The following is a 25,324-nucleotide window of genomic DNA, read 5'->3' as shown; positions in this document are numbered from 1 at the left end:
TCGGAGCGATCCGGCGGGGCTTTTTGATTGGAAACAAAGCAGCAATGGCGAAATGGCGGCTAGGAGGAATGGACCAACCACAAGAAGGATCAACCATGTCGCATACACCCCACGAACTGGCCGATGAATTTCCCGCCGACGCCGACATTCTCCACCGCCTGAAGATGGAAGACGCGCACTTCCAGAACCTGGCCGAGAAATATCACACGGTGAACCGCGAGATTCACCGGATCGAGAGCGAAGTCGAGGCGGCTTCCGACGACCGCGCAGAGCAGCTCAAGAAAACCCGGCTGGCTCTGATCGACGATATTGGCGGCATTATCGCCAAGGCGAAAAGCGCGGCCTGACGATCAGGTTTTCGTAACGGCCCTGGCCGGGGCGCGGTGCATGTGTGCATGGTCATGGTGCGGGGATTTCTCCGCCCGTGCCTGTTCCGCCTGCATCGCGGCCAGCGCGCCTGACGTGAAGGGCAAGCCCAGCAGGCGATAGGCGCGGGCCATCTCGGCCTGCCAGTCGCGGTCCAGCGCGGTGAAATCCACCACCGCCAGCGAACCATCGAAATCTGTCATCGCCGCTTTCATCCGCTGCTCTCTCAGTGCGATCTTGCGCTGACATTCGGCGGCGATCCAGTCCATGTCCGCACTGTCGGACTGGATGGCCATCTGGTTGGCCACCAGTGACGCGGCGCTGCTGGCAATATCAACGCTGTCGCGGCTGGTCAGCACCACGCGGGCATCGGGAAACTGTGCCAGCAAAATGGGCAGGTCCTCTGCAAATTGCGGAACCTTGAGCACGCGTGGCCTGTCGGCATTGGCGTGGAAGGCCGCATCGGTGCGCAGTATGCGGGCAAATTCACGGTACACCGGGGCGGGTTCGCGGCTTTCAGAAAAGGCGGTGAAGGCCGGGATGCGCCACTGCGCTTCATAGGCACAATGATCGAGCGCGCAGGCCAGCCAGCCCAGTTCCTCGTCCGCGCGGGTCACGCCAAAGGGATGGATCGAATCGAGCCAGGGGTCCAGCTGGCGGGCGACAAGCAGCGACAGGCCGGACCATAGCGGCCGCGTATCGGGGCTGCGCGGCTGGGGGTGCCAGCTATCGCAGAAGCGAGTGGCGCTATGGGCCGGATCGGCAGCCAGCAGGCGGTGAAGGCGAGTGGTGCCCGATCGCATCTGACCCACAACGATGATCGGCGCGGCGATCGGCGTCTCTGCCAGTTCCGGCTTGTCGCTCCACAAGGCGCCCAGATGCAGCCGCTGGCGGATCGCGCGCACCAGCAGCCCATGCGCGATGGTGCGGCCCAGCGGGTTGAGAGCAGCCTGCGCCACCAGCGATTCGGTCAAGATCTCCAGCCGCAGGCGGAAATCCTCGGCATCGGCCTCCCCGCGGCAGGACACCTCACCCGCCGCAGGCGCAGACTTGAGCGCCTTGGCCCACAGCGCATCGGGATCAAGCGAGGGGCGCTGGCTCAAGCCCTTGTTCCATGCCCCTTCCAGCCAGCCATTCAGCCTGTCGACCAGCGGCGAGCGGGACAAAGGATGGGGGCGGGGCGGGATTGCCATCAGCGCTTCAGAACTCGTCGGCAATATTGTGCAGCTTTGCCAGCCGCTTTGGCGCCACCGTGCTCCAGCTGCGTTCAAGCCAGTGGGACACATGCTCCCAGTCCACGCCTGCCCGGTTGAGGATGATCCCGACCCAGCCGCTGGCGCCATAATAGGCGGGGCGGAAGTAAATGTCCGGATCGCGCTCGACCAGTGCGTTCAGCTCATCCTGGCCGGAGGTTTTGACCAATACGGCGATATGCGGCTCGCCGTGATGGCGCTCGCTGAAATAGGCGAAATACTTGCCGCTCTTGCCGCCGGTGTGCCATCCGGGGGAGCCGTGACTGTCGCGGTCCGCCACCTCGGGCAGGGCCAGGGCGCGCATGCGGACCTGTTCCAGCAGCCAGTCCGCGCGATACTGGCGGCCGACATAATCGGCGAACATGCGCGGATAGAGCTGGTATTCGGCCAGCAGGACGCGGCGCGCCAGGCTGTCCGCCGTGTCTGTCGGCAGGATAGCCACGGGCATCTGGCCCAGCAGCGGCCCGCCATCCAGCTCCGCCGTCACGACATGTACCGAACAGCCGCCGAACCTGTCTCCGGCATCGATGGCGCGCTGGTGCGTATCCAGCCCCTTGTACTTGGGCAGCAGGCTGGGGTGGGTGTTGACCATCCGGCCTGCCCATTCCGAAACGAAATCGCCCGTCAGGATGCGCATATATCCGCACAGCGCCAGATAGTCCGCACCCGCAGCGCGCAGGGCCGCATCCATGATCGCCTCATGCTCGGGCCGAGACATGCCGCGGTGGTCTTTGGCGAAGGTGGCAATGCCCTCCGCAGCGGCGATCTTCAGGCCGGGCGCATCGGGCACATTGCTGGCCACCAGCACGATTTCATAGGGGCAGTCAGGCAGTTTGGAGGCAAACAGCAGGGCCGACATCGTGGTGCCATTGCCCGAAAGCAGACAGGCGACCCGTGCCTTTGCCCGAGCCTTTGCCAGGGCCTTTTCAGCCATTATGCGTGGCTTCCCAGGCACCGGCGCCAGACCAGCTTCCCTTCGCGCTCCTGACAGTGCAGCCCTTGGTCCCGGCCACGATCTCGCCAATGCGCGACACGGTCTCTCCCGCCTCGCTCAGTTTGGCGGTGACCGCGTCGACATTGTCCGGCGTTACCGCCAGCAGCATGCCGATGCCGCAATTGAAGGTGCGGGCCATTTCTCCGGGCGCGATATTGCCCTGTTGCTGCAGGAACGCCATCAGGCCGGGCTGGTCCCAGCTATCGGCATCGATCATCGCATGTGCGCCTTGCGGCAGCACGCGCGGCACGTTTTCCAGCAGGCCGCCGCCGGTAATATGCGCCAGCGCGTCAATCCTGCCCGCGCGGATGGTGGGCAGCAGGCTCTTCACATAGATGCGCGTGGGCTCGATCAGATAATCGATCAGCGGGCGTGTGGGATCGAAGGGGGCGGGCTCCTCCATCTGCCACAGCTTGTCTTCCGCCAGTCGGCGCACCAGCGAATAGCCGTTGGAATGGACGCCCGAACTGGCAAGGCCCAGCAGCACGTGGCCGGGCGCGACCTTGTCGCCTGTCAGCTGTTCGCCGCGCTCAACCGCGCCAACGCAGAAGCCGGCCAGGTCATAATCACCCGCGGCATACATGCCTGGCATTTCCGCCGTTTCGCCGCCGATCAGCGCGCAGCCGGCCTGGATACAGCCCTCGGCAATCCCTGCGATAACCCGCTCCGCCACGCCGCCCACCAGCTTGCCGGTGGCGAAATAATCGAGGAAGAACAGCGGCTCTGCACCCTGCACAATCAGGTCGTTCACGCACATGGCAACCAGATCGATGCCGATCGCATCGTGCCGGTCATGGTCGATGGCGATCTTGACCTTGGTGCCCACGCCATCATTGCCGGCCACCAGCAGCGGATCTTTATAGCCCGCCGCGCGCGGATCGAAAAAGCCGCCGAAGCCGCCGATTTCGCCATCCGTACCGGGGCGGCGCGTGGCCTTCACCAGTGGTCCGATTGCCTTGACCAGCGCGTTGCCGGCATCAATCGAAACGCCGGCCTGCTCGTAGGTATAAGAGGGTGTGTTGGAGCTCATTCTTCCGCCATAGCCATTCAGGCTTGGATTTCCACTCGCCTTTGGGCAAAAGAGCCGCGATTTCCCCGATGGATAGCCTGGTCGCCCCTTCCCCCATGCAATCGCAACGCTTTCCGATACAGCTCGTGCTGGCGGCTGTGGCGGCGCTTGCGCTGGTGGTGGGCGCGGCGCTTTACGCACAGGTTGCGGGCGAACGCGGCATCGCGCCGGTGGCCAGTTCCACCGATATCGACGTGCGCGGAATAGAGGTGAACGTCACCGGAGACAGCGCCGAAGACGCGCGCGAAAAAGGCTGGAGAGAGGCGCAGCGCATCGCGTGGGCGCGGCTGGACGGGCCGGAAATTCCCGATTCGCGGCTGGATAGTCTGGTTTCCGCCATCGTGGTGGAGGAAGAAAGTTTCGGCCCGCATCGCTATATCGCCCGGCTGGGAGTGATCTTCGATCGCCAGCGTGCAGGTGGATTGCTCGGTTCCGGCGGGGCGCGGGCGCGGTCTGCCCCGATGCTGACCTTGCCGGTGATGATCGAGGGCGGCACCGCCACCATGTTCGAATATCGCAATGCCTGGCAGCGGGCGTGGGCGGAATATCAGTTCGGCTCCTCCTCCATCGATTATGTCCGCCCATCGGGTGCAGGCGGCGAATCGCTGTTGCTGACCTATGGCCAGACCGGCCGCCGCAGCCGCGCATGGTGGAACGTGGTGCTGGACCAGTTCAGCGCGGCCGATGTGCTGGTGCCGATTGCCCGGCTGGAACCGCAATGGCCCGGTGGCCCCGTTGAAGGGCTGTTCACCGCCCGTCACGGCCCGGACAACCGCTATCTGGGTGAATTCCGCATGCGCGCCGACAGCCCGGAACAAGTGCCCGCCATGCTGGAGCGCGCGGTCGCCCGCTTCGATGAGCTGTTCGGCCGCGCGCTGGCCAGCGGAACATTGCGGCCCGATCCCACGCTGACGCTGGACATGGTGGAAATCTCGCCCGAAATCCGCGCCCTGATAGAGGAAAGCCAGCGCGCTGAAATTGCCGAGCAGGCAGCCCAGAGTGGCGAGGATGTGATCATCACGCCCGATGGCGCCACGCCCGATGCTCCCGTGGACCAGCCAGCCACCGTCAATGCCTTCAGCGTGCAGGCGGCAACCCCCGATGCGCGATCATTCGACGGGGCGCTCAGCGGTGTGCGCGGCATAGCGGGCGTGCGCGGCGTGGCGGTCACCAGCACGGCGATTGGCGGAACATCGGTGATGCGGGTGAACTTTGCCGGCAGCCTGTCCGAACTTGCAGGCGCCCTGCGTGCAGCGGGATGGCAGGTGACCGAGGGCAATAACGCGCTTGCCATCACCCGCTGACCGGGCGCAGGACTTGCCGCGCCCATGTCGCAGATAGCTCTACCTCTTTCCGCCAGTTCCAGCGGCCCGGCCCGGATCGTGATCGGCAATGCCAATGCCCATGTGGCAGAGGCGCTGGCTCACCCGCAGAACTGGCCCTTTGGCACCGCCGTGCTGACCGGTCCGCCGCGTTCGGGCAAATCGCTGTTTGGCCGCTGGTTCGCGCAGAGCGGATCGGGGCAGGTGCTGGACGATGCCCACTTGCTGGCCGAAGATGCCGTTTTCCACCGCTGGAACCGCGCGCAGGAAGATGGCGTGCCGCTGCTGATAATCGGTGGGCAGCCACCGTGGACCATCGCCTTGCCCGATCTCAAATCTCGGCTTGGCGCGGCATTGCAGCTGGAAATCGGCGTGCCCGATGATGCCATGGCGGGCGAACTGCTGCTTTCGCTGGCGCAGGAACACGGCCTGGTGCTGGGGCCGGAAGCCGCGGAATACCTCGTCCCGCGCGCCTCCCGATCGATCGAAGGGCTGGAAAATCTGGTAAAGATGATTGACCGCTTGAGCCTTGAAAGAAAATCCCCACCTAACCGGTCTATCTGGCGTGCGGCGCTGGAGGCCGTGCACGGTCCCGAAGAGCCGCGCTTGCTTTGAACAGGTTTTGGTGGGAAACTGATATTGTTATGTTTGAGCGGCTGATCAGCTATCTGGACTCCGTCCGCGCTCGTGACCCGGCGCCGCGTTCGCGTTGGGAAATCCTGCTCTATCCGGGTGTGTGGGCACTGGCCTTTCACCGCCTGGCGCATTGGCTGTTTGAGGGGGAGCTGTATTTCCTCGCCCGCTTCGTCAATCATCTCGCCCGCTGGCTGACCGCGATTGATATCCATCCCGGCGCCAAGATCGGCCGCAATTTCTTCATCGACCATGGCTTTACCGTGATCGGCGAGACGTCCGAGATCGGCGATAACGTCACCATCTATCAATGCGTTACTCTGGGCGGGACCAACCCCACCAGCGGCGTGGGCGGCAAGCGCCACCCGACGCTGGAAGACAATGTGATCATTGGCGCAGGTGCCCAGATCATCGGCCCGATCACCATTGGAGAGCGTGCCCGCGTGGGCGCCAATGCAGTGGTGACCGACGACGTGCCCGAAGGCGCGACGATGATCGGCCTCAAGGCCCGCTCCACGCTGGTGCCGGCGGAAACCTGGCTGCGCGAATTCATCCCCTATGGCACGCCGTGCGATGAACCGTGCGAACCGGCAACGGACCGTGTTGGCGCGCTGGAGCGTGAACTGGCGGAAATGAAGGCCCAGCTTGCCGAATTGCGGGGTGAGCGGGACGCTGCTTCTGCACGCAAGAGCGGTACTGACAGCTGATGCGCGCTGCTGCGGCCGGACCCAATATCGTCCAGTTTCCCGGCCAGCGCCCACCGCAGCAGATCGGCTTTGAACGCGGCGAACTGACCCGCATCCTCGATCTGTACGGGCGCATGGTCGCCGCCGGTGAATGGCGCGACTACGCGATGGATTTCACCCGCGACTGCGCCATCTTCGCCGCCTTCCGCCGCAGTGCGGATGTGCCGCAGATGCAGCTGGAAAAGCGCCCGGCCCTGCGCAGCCGCCAGGGCATGTGGACGCTGTTTGGCGAACACGGCCAGGTGCTCAAGCGCGGGCACGAACTGGTCAACGTGCTCGCCCCGATCGAACGGCGACTGGTGAAAGCGGTGGACGTTTAGAACCGCCGCAGCGCGGGCACCAGTTCATCGAAATGGTGGATCAGCACGTCCGCCCCCAGATGTTCCGGGGGCACGTCATGATAGCCGAAGCTGAAGGCCACGGCCTTTACGCCTGCATTATGCGCGGCTCTCACGTCGAAGGTGGAATCGCCCACCATGGCGAAACTGCCGCCGCCGCAGCGGGAAATCGTCTCCAGGATCAGGTCTGGCGCAGGCTTGGCGCGTTCGCGGCCCAGCGTATCGCCGCCGACGATGGAGGCGAAACGCTGCGTCATGCCCAGTTCGGCGATCAATTTGCGCGCCAGATCCTCCGCCTTGTTGGTCACCACCGCCAGTCTGCATCCGTGCCCGGCCAGCATGTCCAGCGCATCCAGGCACCCGGCGTAGGGCAGGGTATTGGCAGCGATATTGGCGGTGTAATGGTCCAGCAGGATATCGTGCAATTGCTCGAAATGGTCCTGTTCAACCTGGCCGCCGGTTACATCCAGAGCGCGCTCCAGCATGCGCCTTGCGCCGCCGCCGATCAGGGACCGGGTCACGTCCAGGCTCACGCCGCCGCGGCCTGCCGCTTCCAGTGCGTGGTTCACCGCCGGACCCAGGTCGAGCGCGGAATCCACCAGCGTTCCGTCCAGGTCGAATCCGATAATTTCGAAAGGAAAATCACTCATGGGGCCGCGATGTGGCGCAGGGCTGTGGAATCCGCAATGATTTGGTGGCATGTCGCCACATATGAAGGATGCCAACAGAGCCATAGCCGCCATCATTCTTGCCGCGGGCAAGGGTACGCGCATGAAGAGCCAGCGCCACAAGGTGCTGCATGAAATTGGCGGCAAGCCGATGATCGGGCATTTGCTGGATGAGGTTGACCAGCTTGGGGCCGAACGCACCGTGGTGGTGGTGGGTGAGGGCCGAGAGCAGGTGGAGGCGCAGCTGGGCAACCGCGTGGCCTATGCCTTGCAGGATCGCCAGCTGGGCACGGGCCATGCGGTGATGCAGGCGCGAGAGGCGATGGACGGGTTCAGCGGCGATGTGCTGCTGATGTTCGGCGATGTACCGTTTGTGCGCGCCGATACCATGAAGTCCATGCTCGATCGCCTTTATGAGGAAGATGCGCCCGCCGTGGTGGTGCTGGGCTTCAAGCCGTGGGATGCCAAGCAATATGGCCGAGTGATCGCCGAAGATGGCCGGATCACCAAGATGGTCGAATTCAAGGACGCCAGCGACGAGGAGCGCGCCTGCCCCCTGTGCAATTCCGGCCTGATGGCGGTGCGCGGGGAAGTGCTTTTCCCGCTGCTGGGCGAAGTGGGCAACACCAATGCGCAGGGCGAATATTACCTGCCCGATATCGTCAATATCGCCATCCGCTCCGACATACCCACCGCCGTGGTGATGACCGGCGATCCCGATGAGGTGGCGGGCATCAACTCGCGCGCCGAACTGGCCGAGGCAGAAGCGCGCTGGCAGCAAGGCATGCGCGCCAAGGCGATGGCGGGCGGGGCCACGCTGACCGCGCCCGAAACGGTGTTTTTCAGCCATGATACCAGGCTGGGGCAGGATGTGCTGGTGGAGCCCAATGTGATCTTCGGCCCTGGCGTGAGCGTGGCCGATAACGTGAAAATCCGCGCCTTCTCCCACCTGGAAGGCGCCACATTGGCCGAAGGCGTGGAAGTCGGCCCCTATGCCCGCCTGCGCCCCGGCGCGGTGCTGGAGAAGAATTCCAAGGTCGGCAATTTCGTCGAGATCAAGAAGGCCACGCTGGGCGAAGGGGCCAAGGCCAATCACCTGACCTATCTGGGCGATGCCACGGTGGGCGCGGGCGCCAATATCGGCGCGGGCACCATCACCTGCAATTACGATGGCTATTTCAAGCACCAGACGGTGATCGGGCCGGGCGCCTTCATCGGATCGAACAGCGCGCTGATCGCTCCTGTCAGGATCGGCGCCGATGCCATTGTCGCGGCAGGCAGCGCGGTCAGCCGCGACGTCAGCGATGGCGAATTGCGCATGGTGCGGGCCGAACAGCTGGTCAAACCCGGCTGGGCAGACCGCTTCCACGATGCGATGAAAAAGAAGAAGGAAGCGGCGAAAGACAAGTGAGTCCTTTGCCGCTGCGATTCAGCTTCCTTACAGGGTTTTGTGATAGGCCAGACCGGTATTCTAGGGGTTGCCGGTATTCAGGGATTAATTGTCTATGTGCGGAATAATCGGGATTGTCGGCAACGGGCCGGTTGCTGACAGGCTGGTCGAAGGTCTGCGGCGGATGGAATATCGCGGATATGATTCCTCCGGCATCTGCACGGTCTCGGGCGGGGAACTGATCCGCCGCCGGGCAGAGGGCAAATTGTCCAATCTGGCAAAGGTTCTGGAAGGGGCGGAAACGCCCGGCGATATCGGCATTGCCCACACACGCTGGGCCACCCACGGCGCGCCCACTGCGGCCAATGCCCACCCGCACGCGACAGCCGAAGTGGCCATCGTGCACAATGGCATCATCGAGAACTTCCGCTCGCTGCGGGCAGAGCTGATCGGCAAGGGCCGCCATTTCGAAAGCGAGACCGACAGCGAGGTGATCGCCCATCTGATTTCCGAACAGGTGGAGAATGGCGCCAGTCCCGCCGAAGCGGTGCAGCAGGTGTTGCCCCGGCTGCGCGGGGCATTCGCGCTGGCCGTGGCTTTCCGCGCGCATCCCGAGCTGCTGATCGGCGCGCGGCTGGGCTCCCCGCTGGTGGTGGGTTATGGCGAGGGGGAGACCTATCTGGGCTCCGATGCGCTGGCGCTGGCCCCGCTGACGCAGAAAATCTCCTATCTGGAAGAGGGTGACTGGGTGGTCATCACCCGTCAGGGCGCGCAGGTCCATGACCGGGATAACCAGCCCGTGACGCGCAAGATCACCACGTCGGGGGCGACTGCCGCCGTGACCGAGAAGGGCAATTATCGCCACTTCATGCAGAAGGAAATCTTCGAGCAGCCCACGGTGGTGGCGCAAACACTGGGCAGCTATATCCGCCAGGCGGATAACACGGTGGCCCTGCCGCAGTTCGATTTCGACCTGTCCGCCATCCGGCGCATCACCATCGTCGCCTGCGGAACATCCTATTATGCGGCCATGGTGGCCAAATACTGGTTCGAGCAATTCGCCCGCGTGCCGGTCGACCTCGATGTGGCGAGCGAGTTTCGTTACCGCGATCCGGTGCTGGAAGATGGCGGCCTGGCGCTGTTCATCTCGCAAAGCGGGGAGACGGCCGATACTCTGGCGGCCCTGCGCCATTGCAAGCAGCAGGGGCAGGTCATCGCCGCCGTGGTGAATGTGCCCACCAGTTCCATGGCGCGCGAGGCGGACCTGCTGCTTCCCACCCATGCCGGTCCGGAAATCGGCGTCGCTTCAACCAAGGCGTTTTCCTGCCAATTGGCGGTGCTGGCCGCGCTGGCCGCCTATATGGCGGTCAAGAAGGGCCGCATGGATCGCACCGAGGAAGCCCAGGTGGTTGCCCATTTGCTGGAGGCTCCGGCCTGCCTCAACGCCGCGCTGGCCCATGACGAGGAGATCGCCGCCATGGCGCATCTGATCGCCCCGGCGCGCGATGTGCTGTATCTGGGCCGCGGGCCGGATTATCCGCTGGCGCTGGAAGGCGCGCTGAAACTCAAGGAAATCAGCTACATCCATGCCGAGGGCTATGCCAGCGGCGAGATGAAGCATGGCCCCATCGCGCTGATTGACGAGGATGTGCCGGTGATCGTTCTGGCGCCCTCCGGCCCGCTGTTCGAAAAGACCGTGTCCAACATGCAGGAAGTGCGTGCGCGCGGCGGCAAGATCGTGCTGATTTCCGATGCCGAGGGGCTGGCCGAAGCGGGCGAGGGGTGCATGGCGACGATAGAGATGCCCAAGGTCCATCCGCTGATCGCGCCGCTGGTCTATGCCGTGCCGGTGCAGTTGCTGGCCTATCACGTGGCCTGCGTGAAGGGCACCGATGTGGACCAGCCGCGCAATCTGGCGAAATCGGTAACGGTCGAATAAGCTTCAACTATCTGGCCGACTTCCCGGTCCGCTTTACCCGAAAATAACTCTTTTGCCGTTACAGCCGCCGGGTGAGCAAGAGTCCAACCGGTTTACCAGCTCTGCCGCTGCGCATGAACACGTGGCAGATCATTGGTCTGAGCGACCCTGCAGAGGGCGACTGGGCACGTGTGCGCGCGCTGCAATATCGCGATCTGCACCGCTCCACGCTCATCCGCGTTGTTGGCCATTGCATTGCTGCGCTGGTCTGCTGGAAAATGTACGAGGGCGACGTAAACAGCCTGCTGCTGGGCGCATGGCTTGTCGCGCTGGGCCTGTCGCTCGCCAACGTCATACGGATCGATAATTCCCTGGCTGACATTGATAGCCGGCGCATGACACGATCAGAATTTGTGCGGCAGGCGATCGGCATGAGCGCGCTTGCAACCGTATGGTCGATCCCTTTGCTGGGATTTTCCGGGGTGATCAGTCCGGCGGATCACTTTGCCACCTGGGCAATTATCGGCATGATCGTTGCCGGATCATCCAGCATGCTGAACCAGGCCCCGATGATCACGCTGATTTACGGCTCAATTTGTGGAACGGCGGCGGCCTATTCCTTCGCGGTAAAGGGGGAATATGGCTTTGCGGTAACCTCCTCCGTATTCTGTTTCCTGGTCGTTGCCGGAGCGGTGAACGCAGGGCGGATGTTTCTCACCGCGCGCATCGCAGAAGCGGGCGTGGCGGAAAAGGACGAGGTGGTTTCACTGCTGCTGCGCGAATTCGAGGAAAACGAGGCGGACTGGCTGTGGCATGTCGATACGCAGCGCCGCATCAAATCCGCCAGCCCGCGCTTTGCCTATGCCATGGGCCGCGACATGAAGTCGCTTGAAGGCACAAGCCTTGTCGAACTGATTGCCGGTGAGAACTGGAAATCAGGCGAGCTGCCTGCCAGCCTGCATGAGCTGGCCGACAAGCTGAAACGGCGCGAGAGCTTCTCCAATCTCACCGTGCAGGTATCGGTTGCCGATGGCCGCCGCTGGTGGGAGCTTTCGGGAACTCCGATTACCGATGATACAGGGGCGTTCTGCGGTTTTCGCGGGGTCGGCTCCGATGTTACCGAGCAGCGCGAATCGTCCGAGAAGATCGCCTATCTTGCACGCTATGATACGCTGACAGGCCTTCCCAACCGCCTGATGCTGACCGAAGGACTGGCAGAAGCGCTGCGTTATGCCGATCAGTGGAAAACGCGCTGCGCCTTCCTGATGATCGATCTCGATCGCTTCAAGGCGGTGAATGATTCGCTGGGTCACCAGATCGGTGACAAGCTGCTGGCACAGGTTTCCCAGCGACTGCAGGCGGTGATGGCGGAAAATGAACAGGTCGGGCGCCTGGGCGGCGACGAATTTGCCATCGTCATTCGCGATGCCTCGCGCTCCGGCTATGTGGACGATGTTGCGGCAACGCTGATCCGCACGCTTTCTGAACCGTACACGGTCAACAATATCACCCTGTACATCGGTGCCAGTGTCGGTTCGGCCATCGGGCCGCGCGATGGCAACAGCGTGGAAACCTTGATGCGCAATGCCGATCTGGCGCTCTACCGCGCAAAGGACGAGGGCGGCGGTGTTCATTGCAAGTTCCTGCCCGCCCTTCACGCCAATGCCGAAGAGCGCCGCACGCTGGAATCATCGCTGCGCAATGCAATCGACAATCAGGAACTGCAACTGCACTACCAGCCGGTGGTCAATTCCAAGTCTGAAAGCGTGGTGAGCTTTGAGGCCCTGCTGCGCTGGAACAGTCAGGAACACGGTTTTGTCAGTCCGGCCAAGTTCATTCCGCTGGCGGAAGACACGCGGCTGATCGTACCGATTGGCGAATGGGTCCTGCGGGAGGCCTGCCGCGAAGCCAGCAGCTGGCCCGAAGATATCAAGATCGCCGTCAATGTCTCGGGCGAGCAGCTGCTCGAACCCCATTTCACCGCTTCTGTTGTGCGGGCGCTGGCAGACACGGGCCTTCCCGCGCATCGGCTGGAGGTGGAAGTTACCGAAAGCGTGTTCCTGCGCGATGGCCGAAGCGCGCGCCAGGCGCTGGAGGAGATCATGGCGCTGGGCTGCTCTGTCGCGCTCGATGATTTTGGCACCGGCTATTCCTCGCTTGGCTACCTGCGCACACTGCGCTTTTCCACCATCAAGGTGGATCGCAGCTTCGTGCAGGGCGCATCGCAGGACAGCCCGGAAAGTCTGGCCATCATCCGCGCCGTTGTGGCGATGGCGCAGAGCCTCGAGATGTCCACCACTGCTGAAGGCGTCGAAGATGCGCAGCAGGCGGCCCTTGTCCGGGAATTGGGATGCACCAAGATCCAGGGCTATTATTTCGGCCGCCCCATGCCTGCGCTCGAAGCGCGATCGCTGGTAGTAAAACGTCGCAACGTGGCGGCCTGATTTCTTGAGCAGGCGCATCCGCGCCCGCATCCTCGGTGCAATTCCCTCCGCTCCGCTTCGGGGCACCTGCGGACGGCCGTTCGGCCTTGCGGTCCCCATGGGACCGTTGGGCTTTGGGCCGATTATCGCACTCTGCCCACTCTCCAAGCCATGCCTGCGGGAGCAGCCCCGAAAACTCAGGCGACCGCGAGGCTTTCGAACACGCTTTCAAACAGGGCGCGGCCGTCGGTGCCGCCAAGTTCGTCCTCAATTGCGCGTTCGGGGTGGGGCATCATGCCCAGCACATTGCCCGCAGCATTGAGGATTCCGGCGATATCCCGGCGTGAGCCATTGCACGGCTCGGCATAGCGGAAGGCCACGCGGCCATCGCCTTCCAGCCTGTCCAGCGTGGCATCGTCGGCGAAATAATTGCCATCGTGATGGGCCACGGGAATGTGGATGATCTGTCCGGCTTCATAGCGGCTGGTGAACAAAGACTGGTTGTTCTCCACCTTCAACGGCACGGTGCGGCAGATGAAGGTCTGGCCGGCGTTGCGCATCAGCGCACCGGGCAGCAGGCCGCTTTCGGTCAGCACCTGGAAGCCATTGCACACGCCCAGCACCGGCACGCCCTTGTTGGCGGCATCGATGACGGAACGCATGATCGGACTGTTGGCCGCCATCGCGCCACTGCGCAGATAGTCGCCATAGGAAAATCCGCCGGGCAGGGCGATGAAGTCCAGACCATCGGGCAGCTCGGCATCGCCGTGCCACACGCGCAGAGGCGCCTTGCCCGATATCTTGTGGATCGCCACCGCCATGTCGCGGTCGCAGTTGGAACCGGGAAAGGTGATGACGGCGGCCTTCATCACGCGGTCTCCAGCTTCTCGATCCGGTAATTCTCGATCACCATGTTGGCCAGCAGCTTGCGGCACATGTCGTCCAGCGCCTCGTCAGTGGTGTCATCGGCCACGTCCAGTTCGATCAACCGGCCCACGCGCACATCCTTGACGCCTGTAAAACCAAGCCCTTCCAGCGCATGGTGGACGGCGCGGCCCTGCGGATCGAGCACGCCGGGCTTGAGGCTGACATGGATGCGGACCTTCATGGAGGGCTGCCTTTCGATTATGCGGGTCATAGTGTGGGCGGATTATCGGCCCAGCCTATGGCGATTGCATGCGTCATGGGCAAGAGGGCACCAGCCAATGCCCCCAGCTGAACGGGGCAAATTTGCAGTGAAAGCGGGACAAACCAGATGATCGGGACAGAGAAATTCACCTTCACCGGCGCCAAGGGGCAGCAGCTGGACGGCAGGCTGGAAAAGCCGCTGTACCACCGCCCGCGCGGTGCGGCGCTGTTCGCCCACTGCTTCACCTGCACCAAGCAGAGCCACGCCGCCACGCGCATTTCCGCGGCGCTGGCGGCCAGCGGGCTGGCGGTGCTGCGGTTCGATTTCACCGGTCTTGGCGGCAGCGACGGCGATTTTGCCAATGCCGGCTTTGTCTCCAACGTGGAGGATCTGGCCGCCGCCGCCAGCGCTCTGGATGCGGCCGGGCTGACGCCAACGCTGCTGATCGGCCATTCGCTGGGCGGCGCGGCGGCGATAGCGGCAGCGCATCACATCCCGCAGGTGCTCGGCGTTGCCACCATCAATGCCCCGTTCGATACCGCCCACGTGTTCGAGCATTTCGGCGACTGCATCGAAAAGATCGAGGATGAGGGCGAGGGCAATATCACGCTGGCGGGGCGCACGTTCCGCATTACCCGCGATTTTCTGGAACAGGGGCGCAACCAGCCCCAGTCGCAGCGGCTGCGCAAGCTGGATCGGCCGTTGCTGGTGCTGCATGCCCCGCTGGACGAGATTGTCGGCGTGGACAATGCCCGCGACATCTTTGAAGCGGCGCGCCATCCCAAGAGCTTTGTGGCGCTGGACGGGGCAGACCACCTGCTGACAAGGCCGGGCAGCGCAGAATATGCCGCCGCCATGATCGCCGCCTGGGCCACGCCGATTCTCAAGGACGTGGTGGATCAGGCGGGCGGCACGCCAGAGGGCATGGTGGAGGTGTCCACCGCAGGCGGCAAATTCGCCCAATGGGTGCGCACATCCAGCCACGCCTTCATCGCCGATGAACCCAGAAGCTTTGGCGGGCGCGATGATGGGCCCACGCCCTATGACCTGCTGCTCGCCTCGCTTGGCACCTGCACCGCCATGACCTTGCAGATGTATGCCGAGCGCAAGAAGATCGCGCTGGAAAATGTCCGCGTTGAACTGGCGCACAGCCGTGAACACGCCAAGGATTGCGAGAGTTGCGAGGAGGGCGGGGAGCCGCTGCAGGTGATCACCCGCGCCATAGAACTGACCGGCGATCTGACCGATGCCCAACGCGCGCGCATGCTGGAAATTGCCGACATGTGCCCGGTCCACCGCACGCTGAGCGGCCGGCTGGAGATACGCACCAGCAAGACCGGGTGACAATTATTACAAATCTTTGCTTGTTGATGCGAATGGCTCGCATTAACGCGTGAGTTTGAACCGGGCGAAAGCCACGCGCGGTGATGTTTGGCAGGGACGGGATGGAGAATATCGTGAGCAATGACAAAGCAGGCGCCGACGGCAGTGTGACGGCGCCGGGCAAGCCGTATATCTCCCCCCGCGCCAAGGCCCGCATGTTGTGGGTCACCATTCACCGCTGGATGGGTATTGTCCTGCTGATCCCGATGGCGGTGCTGGGTGTGACCGGCTCTGCCCAGGTCTGGCCGGAAGAGACCGAGGCGCTGCTCAACCCGGCGCGCGAAGTTTCCGCCACCGCCGATCCCGCTGACATTTCGCAGGCGCATGTCGCCGCCGCCAGGGAAGCGCTGGCGCCCTATGGCACGATCAGCCGCATCGAGATGGGCGAGGTGGGTGAACCGATCATCGTCACCTCCACCCCCTATGCCGATCCGCCCTTCGGCATTGGCGCGCCGGGCGGGATGACCCGCCAGGTGTGGCTCGATCCTGCCAGCGCGCAGGTGATCGACAATGCCGACAGTGCAGGCGGCTTCATGTGGTACATGCACTTCATCCACGGCCTGTTCCTGATACCCGGCTGGGGCCGGCAGCTGGTCGGCTGGATGGGCATATTCCTGACCGTTTCCGCGATTACCGGCATCTATATTTTCTGGCCCGGCAAGGCCCGCTTCATGGCGGCGCTGAAGTGGCAGAAGCGCGATGGCAAGGCGATGAACATCCACCGCCAGTCAGGCGTGATCCTGTCCATCGTGATCATTGTGGAGGCCATAACCGGCGCGTGGATATCCTTCCCCGGCGTGATGGCGTCGATCGTCGAACCCGGTGTCGAACAGCCAGAGCGCAGGCGCGGCGGCTTTGGTCCGCAGGGTGATCCGCTGGTGATGGAAGATGCCCAGTGGATGCAGGCACTTGCCTCTGCCCGGCTGGCCCATGACGGACGGCCCACGGCTATTTCCGCGCCGGTCGAAGGTGGCAGCTGGGCGGTCACTCTGGCGGGCGAGGGCGTGAACGCCAATGTCGCCGTGCCGGTGATCGAAGGGGAAGTGACGGTGGAGGAAAGCCCGGCCTTTGACGGCCCGCCGCCAGCGCCCACCCGCGCCATTGCCGTGGCCGGTACGATGCGCGGCCTGCACTATGCCACCATCGGCGGCATTGTGTGGCAGCTGCTGGTGTTCCTCAGCGGACTGGTGCTGACTTTCCTGGCGGTCTCTGGCGTTTATGTCTGGGGCAAGCGTGAGCTGAAGCGCCTACGCAAGGCGTAGCCGACCGGGACAAATTCCGGCGTGAATTGATGTCCGCTTTGATGAGACGAAATTGGGTGGCCGAATGGCTGGAATGAGGGTGGGAAGCGGACATTAGCTATCGAGCCTCGTCATTCTGTGCACACGAGCGTTTATCATTTAAAGGGTAAACATGCCGCAGCCAGGAAAGATCAATATGATTCTTCGCCGCGTAGGTCTTAAAATTCGCAACCAGGATTGGTTCGCAGTCGTGGTTGAAGTTGTCGCGGTTGTTTTCGGCGTTTTCCTGGGCCTCCAGGTCTCAAACTGGAATGACGAGCGGCAGGAACGGCGTGATGAACGCCAGATACTTGAACGCCTTCACGAAGAGACCGGCAGCCTCTTGCAGGATGTGCAGGAGGAAAAGGCATCGCTGCAATCTCGGGAAACTGCGATTGTGTCTGCGCAGCCCGTCATCTTTGCACTGGAACCTGCCAGGCCACTCACTCAAAGTGAGTGTGATGCAATCTGGAGTTCGCATATCTTCCGGATGGCATCAGACGAGTTGCCCGTCATAGAGGAGCTTCTTGCTACTGGGCGCTTTGATCGCTTGCGCGACGGCGCGCTCAAGCGGCAGCTTCGCGACTATATTCGATTTCGGGATCGCCAGCGCGATGATCACGCGGAACGCACGAACGAGTTGTTCCGACTGCACAGCCGCCATCCCGAAGCTGTCTACGTTGCCTTGCTGCCGGAAAGTGAAGAATATGAGCCGCAATGGGATATTCTGAACGACGGTGATAACGAATGGGTTCTGCGCTGTGACGTTCAAGAAATGCGCGAAAGCCAGTTTTTCCAAAACGAGCTTTTCGATAATATCGGGAGATACAGCACCGTGCTGAATGTCTATGACGCGCGGGAGCAGATGCTTGTTGACCTGAATGAGCGGCTAGAATCGCTACTGAATGACTGAGCAAAACTCCGGCGGTTTCCGCAGCTGCAGCAGATGTCCGCAACCGGGTCGTTTCCCGCCAGGCCGCTATTTTGTGAGAAATGCGCAAAAGCGGACCTCTTGCGAAGCTGCCGAGAGCGTCCACTCCTGCCAGGGCCTTATTCCGCACTGCCTTCTTCCGGCAGGGCGACGATTTCCAGTCGCTCTGCCGGATCGAGGTATCGCCGGGCCATCTGCTGAACATCCTCTGGCGTCAGCATCTGCAACAGTTCGCGCCCCTGCACATAGCGTTCGATCCGGTCCGGCTGGCTTTGCGCCCGGTCGACCAGACCCATCCAGCCATTGTTGGTCTTGAGCAGATTGTCATAGGATTCCAGCTGCGGAGCGCGGGCGCGCAGCAGCTCATCCTCTTGCGCCGGTGCATTGCGCAACGCCTCGATCGCGGCGATCATGGCGTCTCGCGCAGGGTCCACCAGCGCTGCATCGACCTCTGCGGTTATGGAGAAGGTGCCATAGCCGGGATAGGTGCGGGACTGGTCGGCGCTGGCATTGGGCGAATAGGTCTGGCCCAGTTCCTCGCGCAGAGAGTCTATCAGCCGCAACTGGGTGATCCGCTGGAGCAGTTCCAGTTGCAGCGTCTCGCGCAGGTCTTCGCCATCGCGGGTTGGCCAGATCATCCGGATCACCGCCTGGTTGGCCTCGCCTTCATGGCGGACGATGCGGGGGGAGCGATCGGCGGTGAATGTGCGCACGCGGTTATCCGCATAGTCGCGGAATTCGGCTTCACGCGGGGGCAGGGCGCCGAATGTGCGCGCCACCATGTCAATCGCCGCGTCCTCGTCAAAATCGCCGACCAGCGCCAGTTCGATCGCGCCATTGGCGAAACGGTCCGAAATGGCATCGCGCAGGCGGGCGAAGGTCAGGCTCAGATAATCCTCCTCGCTCTGCAGGGAGAAGCGCGGGTCATTATCCGCAATGATCCCGGCCTGCGCATTGCCGAGCGCGGAACCGGGCGTGGCCCTGTAGCTGGCGAACCAGTTCTGGATGCTGCGGCGATATTGCTCCTCACCCTGCGGGCGATAGCCGGGATCGACGATGGCGGCGGCAAACAGATGCAGCTGCATATCCAGATCGCGCGGGGTGGTGGTGGCGGAGAAATTGAACGTCTCATCGTCGGAACTGATGTTCAGCCCGACCTGGCGGCCAGCCAGTATGGACTGCAATTCATCCAGCGAATGCGCGCCAAGGCCGCCGATCAGCAGCGAATTGGTCATGGCCGTGGCCAGCGGATTATCCTTCGTGTCCAGCAATTGCCCGCCATCGACGTTCAGCTGCACGGCCACGCGGTCTTCCTGCAGATCGGTCTTCTTCAGGTTGAGCTTCACGCCATTGGCAAAGGTGATGGTGCGGATGCCCAGCAGCGGCTCCACATGATCGGCGGCAATCGTTCCTGCCGGACCAAAATCGTCATAGGCGAAGCTGTCCAGCGCGGTATCCTCGCGCGCCACCAGCGGCACTTCCATGCCCGCATTCCATGCTGCGCGAACGGCTTCGGCCCCGCCTTCGGGCGCGGTTCGTCCGGTGAAGCGGAGCAGCGGATTATCCAGCGGGACGATGTCGGCGCGCAGGGCCGCGATCACCGCATCGGGGGTGATGGATGGTGCGTGCGCCTCAAACCTCTCAAGCGCGCTTTGCGGGGTGGTGGGAATCTGCTCATCGGCCAGCAAGGTCAGCGCGCCGGTGATGAAATCATTATTATGGCGGGTCTGCGCCCCGGCGGCATTGGATTCGATCGAGGCGCGCAGGTTGGCGACCTGTTCCATCACTTCCGCATCGGTGAAGCCGAACTCCACCGCGCGGCGATATTCTTCCTGCGCTGCGGCCAGACCGCGCTGCCATTCACCCTCGGCTGCCTGCACCACCAGATTGGTGGTGCGCCCGGTGTGGAACAGCTCCTGCGTCACCACCCCGGCAGCACGGAAGGGCGGATTATCCACGCGGCCAAGGCGCTGGAGGCGGCGATTGATGATGCCATAGCCGATCTCCCGCAGCACCCGGTCCTGCCGCGATGCAACCGTATCGGGCCGGTCGATCCATTCCCCATGGCGGGCGACGGTGATCGCTTCGGACAGGGCGGGATCGATGAAAATTTCCGTTTCGCCCTGGCGGCTGGTGTCAAACGGGCCGGCGCTTGCGGGCGGATCGCTGGGCGGCGCTTCCCAGCTGGCAAAATATTGCTCCACCAGCTGCCGGGCGCGGTCGGGATCGAAGTCACCCACGATGATCAGCGCGACATTGTCGGGCCGGTAATGCGCCTCGTAATAATCGCGCAGGCGCTGTGCGGTGGCGGCGTCAATCGTTTCATCGGTGCCGCCCACCCAGCGATCGGCCAGCCGTGATCCGGGGAAGTTGAAGGCGATATCGGCCAGCTGGTTGCGCAGCTGATACGTGTCACGCACGCGCCTCTCTGCCTGGATAACGCCAATCTCGCGCGCCACGGCGGCGGGGTCGAAAGTCAGCTCGCTGGCGGTTTCGCGCATCAGCATGATCGCCGTATCGAGCAGGTCTTCGTCATTGCGCGGCAGGTTGAGCATATAGACCGTGCGGTCAAAACTGGTGGAGGCGTTGGTGTCCGCGCCAAAGGCCAGGCCCTCGCGTTCCAGCAGGCGCAGCATCTCCCCCTCGGGCACGTTGGCCGAACCGTTGAAGGCCATGTGCTCGACAAAATGGGCATAGCCGAGCTGGTCGTCATCTTCGCCCAGAGAGCCGGCGTTGACCCACAGATAGACCATGCCTTGCGCGGCGGGGGTGGCATTGGGGCGGATGACATAGCGCATGCCATTTTCCAGCACGCCAAAGCGGTATTCGGGATCAACCGGCAGGTCGCTGGCGGCAAATGGCCACACGTCGTCAGCCGGGGCCTGAACCGCGGCCGGAGCCTCCACCAGATGCACGCGGCTTTCCAGGTCCTGATATTCAGGAGCCTGAGCCAGTGCGGAAAAGGGCAGGGCGACGGCCGCCAGCAGGGCGGCAAAATTGCGTAGGATCATCCAGACTATCTGGCGCAAGTTTCATTAACGGGCAATTGATTATGCCCGTGAGTACGCCCGCCCTTGCCGCAGAGGCCTTACTTCTTGGGCTTGGGCGGGCTGGTGCGCAGGCGTGATCGGTGGGCGCTCATGTCCAGCACTTCGCCGGGGCCGCCATCGTCATTCTGCAGCAGGCCAAGGCGGCGCGCCACTTCCTGATAGGCTTCTTCCTCACCGCCCATGTCACGGCGGAAGCGGTCCTTGTCCAGCTTTTCGCCGCTGGTCATGTCCCACAGGCGGCAATTGTCCGGGCTGATCTCGTCCGCCAGAATCACGCGGCTGTAGTCGCCATCGAAAATGCGCCCGAATTCCAGCTTGAAATCCACCAGGCGGATATCGATGGCCGAGAACAGGCCACACATGAAATCATTGATGCGGATAGCCATGGCGGAAATGTCCTGCATTTCCTCATGATTGGCCCAGCCGAAACAGGCGATGTGCTCTTCGGCCACCATCGGATCGTTCAGCTCATCCGACTTCAGGTAATATTCGATCAGCGTGTGCGGCAGCGGCTCACCCTCATCGATGCCCAGCTTCTTGGAGATGGAGCCGGCTGCGACATTGCGCACCACCACTTCCAGCGGAATGATCTCCACCTGACGCACCAGCTGCTCACGCATGTTCAGGCGGCGGATGAAATGGGTGGGGATGCCGATGTGCGAAAGGCGCGTGAACACATGCTCGCTGATGCGGTTGTTGATCACGCCCTTGCCGTTGATCGTGCCCTTCTTGGCCGCGTTGAAGGCGGTGGCGTCATCCTTGAAATACTGGATGATCGTGCCGGGTTCAGGACCCTCATAGAGGATCTTGGCCTTGCCTTCGTAGATCTGGCGGCGGCGGGACATGGGCGAAACCTTCACTCTGGGCACCGGACCGGCACGGAACCGGACAAGCGCGAAAAACGAGAGCGCCCCGGCTTACGAAGCATGCTGCTTCGCAGGTGCCGGGGCGCGTGCAATTGTGCCTATACACCTGCCGTGCGCTGCTGGCAATTGCGCGGGAGCAGGCAGATTGTCAGCCTTCCATTGTATCGAGCGCGAAGAGGTAGCCCTGTTTGAAGAACACGCACATCAGGGTCAGATCTTCCAGATCGCCCGGCTCGTTCCAGCCGTTCGCCCGCAGCTGGGAGATCAGAAATTGCTCTTCCTCCTGATCGCTGGCGCCGTCCAGGATGAGGTTGGCCGCCCCGCGACAGATACTGATCTGCTGTTGGAACGCCTCGGTCGTGCGGGGCAGGGCCATCGCCGCCGTGGGAACGGTGATCAGGGCAAGGGCGGACAGGACTGCGGGTAGTCGGATCATGCGTGCCTCCGTGTTGATGGGCGAGGATGCACCACATTATCTGCAAGGTAAATCCGGAGTTGCCGTTTGAGTTGCCATTTGACCTGTTCCGGTCTCTCCGACTACGGGCGATCAAAATCGGGGATCACCATGTACCGCTACGCTTCCGCTTCTTTGATAGCTCTTGCTTTCGCATCGCCGGCCCTCGCTCAGGAGGCGCCAGGCGAATCGGACACGATCGTCGTCACCGGCACGCTGATCCGCGGCAGCGCAGAAGATGCGCCCGCCCCGGTGGCGGTGATCACGGCACAGGATCTGGCGCGGCAGGGCAATCCATCGATCATGGACCTGACCCGCCGCCTGCCCGTTTCCAACGGCGTGATCGGCGATGCCAGCCAGTTTGATCCGCGCAGCCAGTTCAACCAGGGATCGGCCAGCGTGAACCTGCGCGGCCTTGGTCCGCAGCGCACGCTGGTGCTGCTCAACGGCAATCGCATGGTCGCCACCGGTGCAGGCCAGTTGCCGCTGGTGGATGTGAACCTGTTTCCGGTCGATGCCATTGGCCGGATCGAGATCTTGAAGGATGGCGCGGCAGCCACTTATGGATCGGACGCCATTGGCGGGGTGGTCAACTTCATCACCCGCACCGATCAGGACGGTTTCCTGGTCGGCGGCGATTACCGCTATATCGACGGGTCAAGCGGCGACTGGACCGCCTCTGCCAGCTATGGCCGCGATTATGGCGCGGTGCGGGTGTTCCTGTCCGCCGGATATCAGGAGCGTAATGAGCTGCGCGTGACTGATCGCGCGGCTACCTGGCGTCCCTTTGCGGAAAACCCCCAGGGCGGGTTCTCGGGCGGCGGCAATCCGGGCAATTTCGACTTCAACGCCTCTGTCGGCGGTATCAGCTTTGACGCAGATGAGGGGTGTGAGGCGCTGGGCGGTTTCCGCTCGCTTCCCGGTTCCAGTTCGGACCTGTGCAGCGCGTCCTATCTCGGCTTCACCAATCTGGTGGAGCCGGAGGAGCGCTACCAGCTGTTCGCCGATATCGAGGCGGACCTTGGCGATGATATGACCCTGCGCGTGACGGGCCTGTATGGCCGCACGGTCACAGTGCTCAACACCTCGCCCAGCTTTCTGCCCACCATCGCCCCATCGGCGAATGCGGCCTTTGGCGGCACCGGCCTGTTCACCATTCCCGCCTATGCTCCGGCGCTGGCCGATTACTGCGCGCGCTTTGGCGATGATGCGGGCTGCGCTGTCGATGGCAATGGCGTTCCGCAAGCGCCCGCGCTGGCCTATCCGGTGCGCTTCCGCCCCTTGCTGGCGGGCGGCAATCCGCTGTTCGACAACGATCGCGGCACCGCGGCGCTCGACCGCAACAGCGATGCCTATCAGTTCTCAGGCGAGTTCAATGCCGGGCTGGGCAGCGGCCTCGACCTGACTCTGGGCGCGACCTATTCCGAATATGACCGCTTTTTCGAAGTTGGCGACAGCTTCGTCGATTACCTGCAAAATGCGCTGGCCGGTTTTGGCGGAGAGAATTGCGCCTATGCCTCCCCCGCATCGCGCGCGGGGCTGACCACTGACCAGCTGGCCGCCATCGCGGGCACCAGCGGGTGCAGCTACTTCAACCCCTTTTCAACGGGCGTTGAGGGCAATTCGGTGACCGGCGTGGCCAACCCCAATTTCGCCGGTAATGGCAGCCCGCTTGGCCTCAGCACCGCGCCCGGCGCGGGCCTTGTGAACGATGTCGCCACCATCGGCCATTTCTACAACGTGTGGGACCGCACGGCCAACACGCGCCAGTTCGTGGTCGATGCGGTGCTGGCGGGGGAGAGCGGCATCTCGCTCCCTGGCGGCGAGGTGGAATTCGCGCTTGGCGCGCAGTTCCGCCGTGACCGTTATGCGCGCACCTTTGGCGGCGGCGGCAATCTGGACCAGTTCCCTTGCCCCGGATCGGTGCTCAACCCGGAAGAAACCTGCAACCCTGAACCCGGCGCGCTGGGCTTTATCGGCGCGGGCAGCGATTTCGCCGTGTCGAGCGAGATCTGGGCCTTGTTCGGCGAATTGCAGCTGCCGCTGACCGATCGCCTGACCGCCCAGCTTTCCGCCCGCTATGAAGATTATGCCGCAACGGCCGCCTCCAGCTTCGATCCACAATTGCGGCTGCGCTATGAGGCGGCGGACTGGCTGACCCTGCGCGGCGGGGTGGGCACCACATTCCGCGGGCCGCCGCCCAACCAGACCAATGCCGATCTGGTGATCCTGACCTTTATCGGCGGCGCTTTTCGCGCGGTGGACCTGCTGGCCAATCCGCAGCTGAAATCCGAAAGCGCCACCACGTGGAATGCAGGCGCGATTGTCGATAGCGGCGGCTTCCGTGCCAGCGTCGATTATTTCCGCTATGACTTCAAAGGCGCGATAGAGAATGAGCCGGTGGGCGGCATGGTTGCGGCGCTGTTCGGTGCCAGCGGCAGTGCCAATTGCGGCGATCCGGCTTTTGCCGGGCTGGAGGCGCGCTTCACCTTCAGCGGCGGCGTGTGCAAATCCGCCAATGTGCAGCGCCTCGCCAGCTATGCCTCCAACTCATCGGACGTGACCACCAGCGGGATCGACGCGCAGGCCAGCTATGACTGGGATACGGGCGCTGCCATCCTGCAGGCGGGCGCAGGCGGCACCTATGTGTTCGAATATCAGGTGAGCGACGTGGTGGTGGAAGGCGTGCTGGTGCAGCCTGCCTTCGATGCCGTGGGCAAGCTCAACTACCAGACCACCGCCTATCCCATTCCGCGCTGGAAGGGGCAGGCCTGGGTCCAGGCCGAGCTGGGCAACCATATGCTGCGCCTGCAGGTGAACAACGTGGCCGGCTATACCGACCAGCGCGGTGCAGCCATCTTCGGCCCCAACAACGGCTCCCTGGCCGGAGCTTCGGTGACCGGCGGTGAGAATATCGGCGCCTTCACCACAGTGGATGCGGTGTGGAACTGGACGCTGGATACCGGCACCACAGTATCGCTGGTGCTCGACAACATATTCGACGAGGACCCGCCCTTCGCGCGGCTGGACCAGAACTTCGATCCCTTCACCGCCAACGCACTGGGCTTCACCGCCAAGATCGGGGTACGGCAGGCGTTCTGAGTGCTGGTC

21 protein-coding genes are annotated in these 25,324 nt (G+C 63.2%); 12 read left to right on the top strand and 9 right to left on the bottom strand.

What is annotated here, in order from left to right; all coding sequences use genetic code 11:
• Positions 1 to 95: 95 nt before the first annotated feature.
• Positions 96 to 347 carry an HP1242/YdcH family protein gene (locus tag ABDZ98_RS12890; RefSeq protein WP_343808710.1) on the top strand — a complete coding sequence of 84 codons (252 nt, stop codon included), beginning with the start codon at positions 96 to 98 and terminating at the stop codon, positions 345 to 347.
• A 3-nt stretch (positions 348 to 350) separates the two neighbouring features.
• Here ABDZ98_RS12890 and ABDZ98_RS12885 read toward each other — a convergent pair whose 3' ends face one another.
• Genes ABDZ98_RS12885 through purM form a run of 3 tightly spaced genes read right to left on the bottom strand, consistent with a single transcriptional unit; the run spans position 351 to position 3,643 of the window.
• Positions 351 to 1,559, bottom strand: coding sequence for a sulfotransferase family protein (locus ABDZ98_RS12885; RefSeq protein WP_343808707.1), 1,209 nt, complete (start codon positions 1,557 to 1,559; stop codon positions 351 to 353).
• 7 nt (positions 1,560 to 1,566) lie between these two features.
• Entirely contained in the window at positions 1,567 to 2,553 is a 987-nt protein-coding gene (purN, locus tag ABDZ98_RS12880; RefSeq protein ID WP_343808704.1) for a phosphoribosylglycinamide formyltransferase, read from the bottom strand.
• The gene (gene purM / locus ABDZ98_RS12875) at positions 2,546 to 3,643 is read right to left on the bottom strand and encodes a phosphoribosylformylglycinamidine cyclo-ligase (RefSeq protein WP_343808701.1); all 1,098 of its coding nucleotides are present in this window, start codon (positions 3,641 to 3,643) and stop codon (positions 2,546 to 2,548) included. The genes purN and purM overlap by 8 nt, the downstream gene beginning before the upstream one ends.
• A gap of 95 nt (positions 3,644 to 3,738) precedes the next feature.
• On the opposite strand from purM, the gene ABDZ98_RS12870 reads away from it, so the two are divergent.
• From ABDZ98_RS12870 to ABDZ98_RS12855, 4 genes are read left to right on the top strand one after another with little or no spacing between them, the layout of a single operon-like run.
• Positions 3,739 to 4,986 carry a heavy-metal-associated domain-containing protein gene (locus ABDZ98_RS12870; protein WP_343808698.1) on the top strand — a complete coding sequence of 416 codons (1,248 nt, stop codon included), beginning with the start codon at positions 3,739 to 3,741 and terminating at the stop codon, positions 4,984 to 4,986.
• Positions 4,987 to 5,010: 24 nt separating this feature from the next.
• Entirely contained in the window at positions 5,011 to 5,619 is a 609-nt protein-coding gene (locus ABDZ98_RS12865) for a P-loop NTPase family protein (RefSeq protein ID WP_343808695.1), read from the top strand.
• 29 nt (positions 5,620 to 5,648) lie between these two features.
• Positions 5,649 to 6,344: a serine O-acetyltransferase EpsC gene (epsC, locus tag ABDZ98_RS12860; protein WP_343808692.1), complete on the top strand. Its 696-nt coding sequence runs from the start codon at positions 5,649 to 5,651 to the stop codon at positions 6,342 to 6,344.
• Positions 6,344 to 6,703: a DUF2794 domain-containing protein gene (locus ABDZ98_RS12855; protein WP_343808688.1), complete on the top strand. Its 360-nt coding sequence runs from the start codon at positions 6,344 to 6,346 to the stop codon at positions 6,701 to 6,703. The genes epsC and ABDZ98_RS12855 overlap by 1 nt, the downstream gene beginning before the upstream one ends.
• Here ABDZ98_RS12855 and ABDZ98_RS12850 read toward each other — a convergent pair.
• Positions 6,700 to 7,371, bottom strand: a complete 672-nt coding sequence (locus tag ABDZ98_RS12850) for an HAD hydrolase-like protein (protein ID WP_343808685.1) — start codon at positions 7,369 to 7,371, stop codon at positions 6,700 to 6,702. The genes ABDZ98_RS12855 and ABDZ98_RS12850 overlap by 4 nt on opposite strands.
• Before the next feature lie 61 nt (positions 7,372 to 7,432).
• Between ABDZ98_RS12850 and glmU the strand changes: the two genes are divergently transcribed.
• The 3 genes from glmU (at position 7,433) to ABDZ98_RS12835 (ending at position 13,141) form a co-directional block, all read left to right on the top strand.
• Positions 7,433 to 8,800: a bifunctional UDP-N-acetylglucosamine diphosphorylase/glucosamine-1-phosphate N-acetyltransferase GlmU gene (gene glmU, locus ABDZ98_RS12845; RefSeq protein WP_343808682.1), complete on the top strand. Its 1,368-nt coding sequence runs from the start codon at positions 7,433 to 7,435 to the stop codon at positions 8,798 to 8,800.
• A gap of 94 nt (positions 8,801 to 8,894) precedes the next feature.
• Complete coding sequence (glmS, locus tag ABDZ98_RS12840) at positions 8,895 to 10,718, top strand: glutamine--fructose-6-phosphate transaminase (isomerizing) (protein WP_343808679.1); 1,824 nt, start codon at positions 8,895 to 8,897, stop codon at positions 10,716 to 10,718.
• Positions 10,719 to 10,831: 113 nt separating this feature from the next.
• A complete protein-coding gene (locus tag ABDZ98_RS12835) occupies positions 10,832 to 13,141 on the top strand; it encodes a putative bifunctional diguanylate cyclase/phosphodiesterase (protein ID WP_425543048.1) in 2,310 nt (769 codons plus the stop codon).
• 176 nt (positions 13,142 to 13,317) lie between these two features.
• Here ABDZ98_RS12835 and purQ read toward each other — a convergent pair whose 3' ends face one another.
• Both purQ and purS read right to left on the bottom strand, forming a co-directional pair.
• Positions 13,318 to 13,989: a phosphoribosylformylglycinamidine synthase subunit PurQ gene (gene purQ, locus ABDZ98_RS12830; RefSeq protein WP_343808673.1), complete on the bottom strand. Its 672-nt coding sequence runs from the start codon at positions 13,987 to 13,989 to the stop codon at positions 13,318 to 13,320.
• Positions 13,989 to 14,228, bottom strand: coding sequence for a phosphoribosylformylglycinamidine synthase subunit PurS (gene purS / locus ABDZ98_RS12825; RefSeq protein WP_343808669.1), 240 nt, complete (start codon positions 14,226 to 14,228; stop codon positions 13,989 to 13,991). Before purS ends, purQ begins: the two co-directional genes overlap by 1 nt.
• 147 nt (positions 14,229 to 14,375) lie before the next feature.
• Between purS and ABDZ98_RS12820 the strand changes: the two genes are divergently transcribed.
• From ABDZ98_RS12820 to ABDZ98_RS12810, 3 genes are all read left to right on the top strand, one after another.
• Positions 14,376 to 15,593, top strand: a complete 1,218-nt coding sequence (locus ABDZ98_RS12820) for a bifunctional alpha/beta hydrolase/OsmC family protein (RefSeq protein WP_343808666.1) — start codon at positions 14,376 to 14,378, stop codon at positions 15,591 to 15,593.
• Positions 15,594 to 15,706: 113 nt separating this feature from the next.
• The gene (locus ABDZ98_RS12815; RefSeq protein ID WP_343808663.1) at positions 15,707 to 16,894 is read left to right on the top strand and encodes a PepSY-associated TM helix domain-containing protein; all 1,188 of its coding nucleotides are present in this window, start codon (positions 15,707 to 15,709) and stop codon (positions 16,892 to 16,894) included.
• A 175-nt stretch (positions 16,895 to 17,069) separates the two neighbouring features.
• Positions 17,070 to 17,825 carry a hypothetical protein gene (locus tag ABDZ98_RS12810; RefSeq protein WP_343808660.1) on the top strand — a complete coding sequence of 252 codons (756 nt, stop codon included), beginning with the start codon at positions 17,070 to 17,072 and terminating at the stop codon, positions 17,823 to 17,825.
• Between the two features lie 137 nt (positions 17,826 to 17,962).
• Here the strand turns inward: ABDZ98_RS12810 and ABDZ98_RS12805 are convergent, their stop codons facing one another.
• From ABDZ98_RS12805 to ABDZ98_RS12795, 3 genes are all read right to left on the bottom strand, one after another.
• On the bottom strand, positions 17,963 to 20,854 hold the full coding sequence (locus ABDZ98_RS12805; RefSeq protein WP_343808658.1) for a M16 family metallopeptidase: 2,892 nt from the start codon (positions 20,852 to 20,854) through the stop codon (positions 17,963 to 17,965).
• A gap of 77 nt (positions 20,855 to 20,931) precedes the next feature.
• Positions 20,932 to 21,738 carry a phosphoribosylaminoimidazolesuccinocarboxamide synthase gene (gene purC / locus ABDZ98_RS12800; RefSeq protein ID WP_343808655.1) on the bottom strand — a complete coding sequence of 269 codons (807 nt, stop codon included), beginning with the start codon at positions 21,736 to 21,738 and terminating at the stop codon, positions 20,932 to 20,934.
• A gap of 169 nt (positions 21,739 to 21,907) precedes the next feature.
• Entirely contained in the window at positions 21,908 to 22,195 is a 288-nt protein-coding gene (locus tag ABDZ98_RS12795; protein ID WP_343808653.1) for a hypothetical protein, read from the bottom strand.
• Positions 22,196 to 22,324: 129 nt separating this feature from the next.
• On the opposite strand from ABDZ98_RS12795, the gene ABDZ98_RS12790 reads away from it, so the two are divergent.
• Complete coding sequence (locus ABDZ98_RS12790) at positions 22,325 to 25,315, top strand: TonB-dependent receptor plug domain-containing protein (RefSeq protein ID WP_343808650.1); 2,991 nt, start codon at positions 22,325 to 22,327, stop codon at positions 25,313 to 25,315.
• Positions 25,316 to 25,324: the final 9 nt, after the last annotated feature.

The sequence above is a fragment of the Alteraurantiacibacter aestuarii genome (assembly GCF_039523595.1).
Classification (GTDB): domain Bacteria; phylum Pseudomonadota; class Alphaproteobacteria; order Sphingomonadales; family Sphingomonadaceae; genus Alteraurantiacibacter; species Alteraurantiacibacter aestuarii.
The sequence above is the reverse complement of the archived record's forward strand: the minus strand, read 5'-3'. Positions and strand labels throughout refer to the sequence as shown.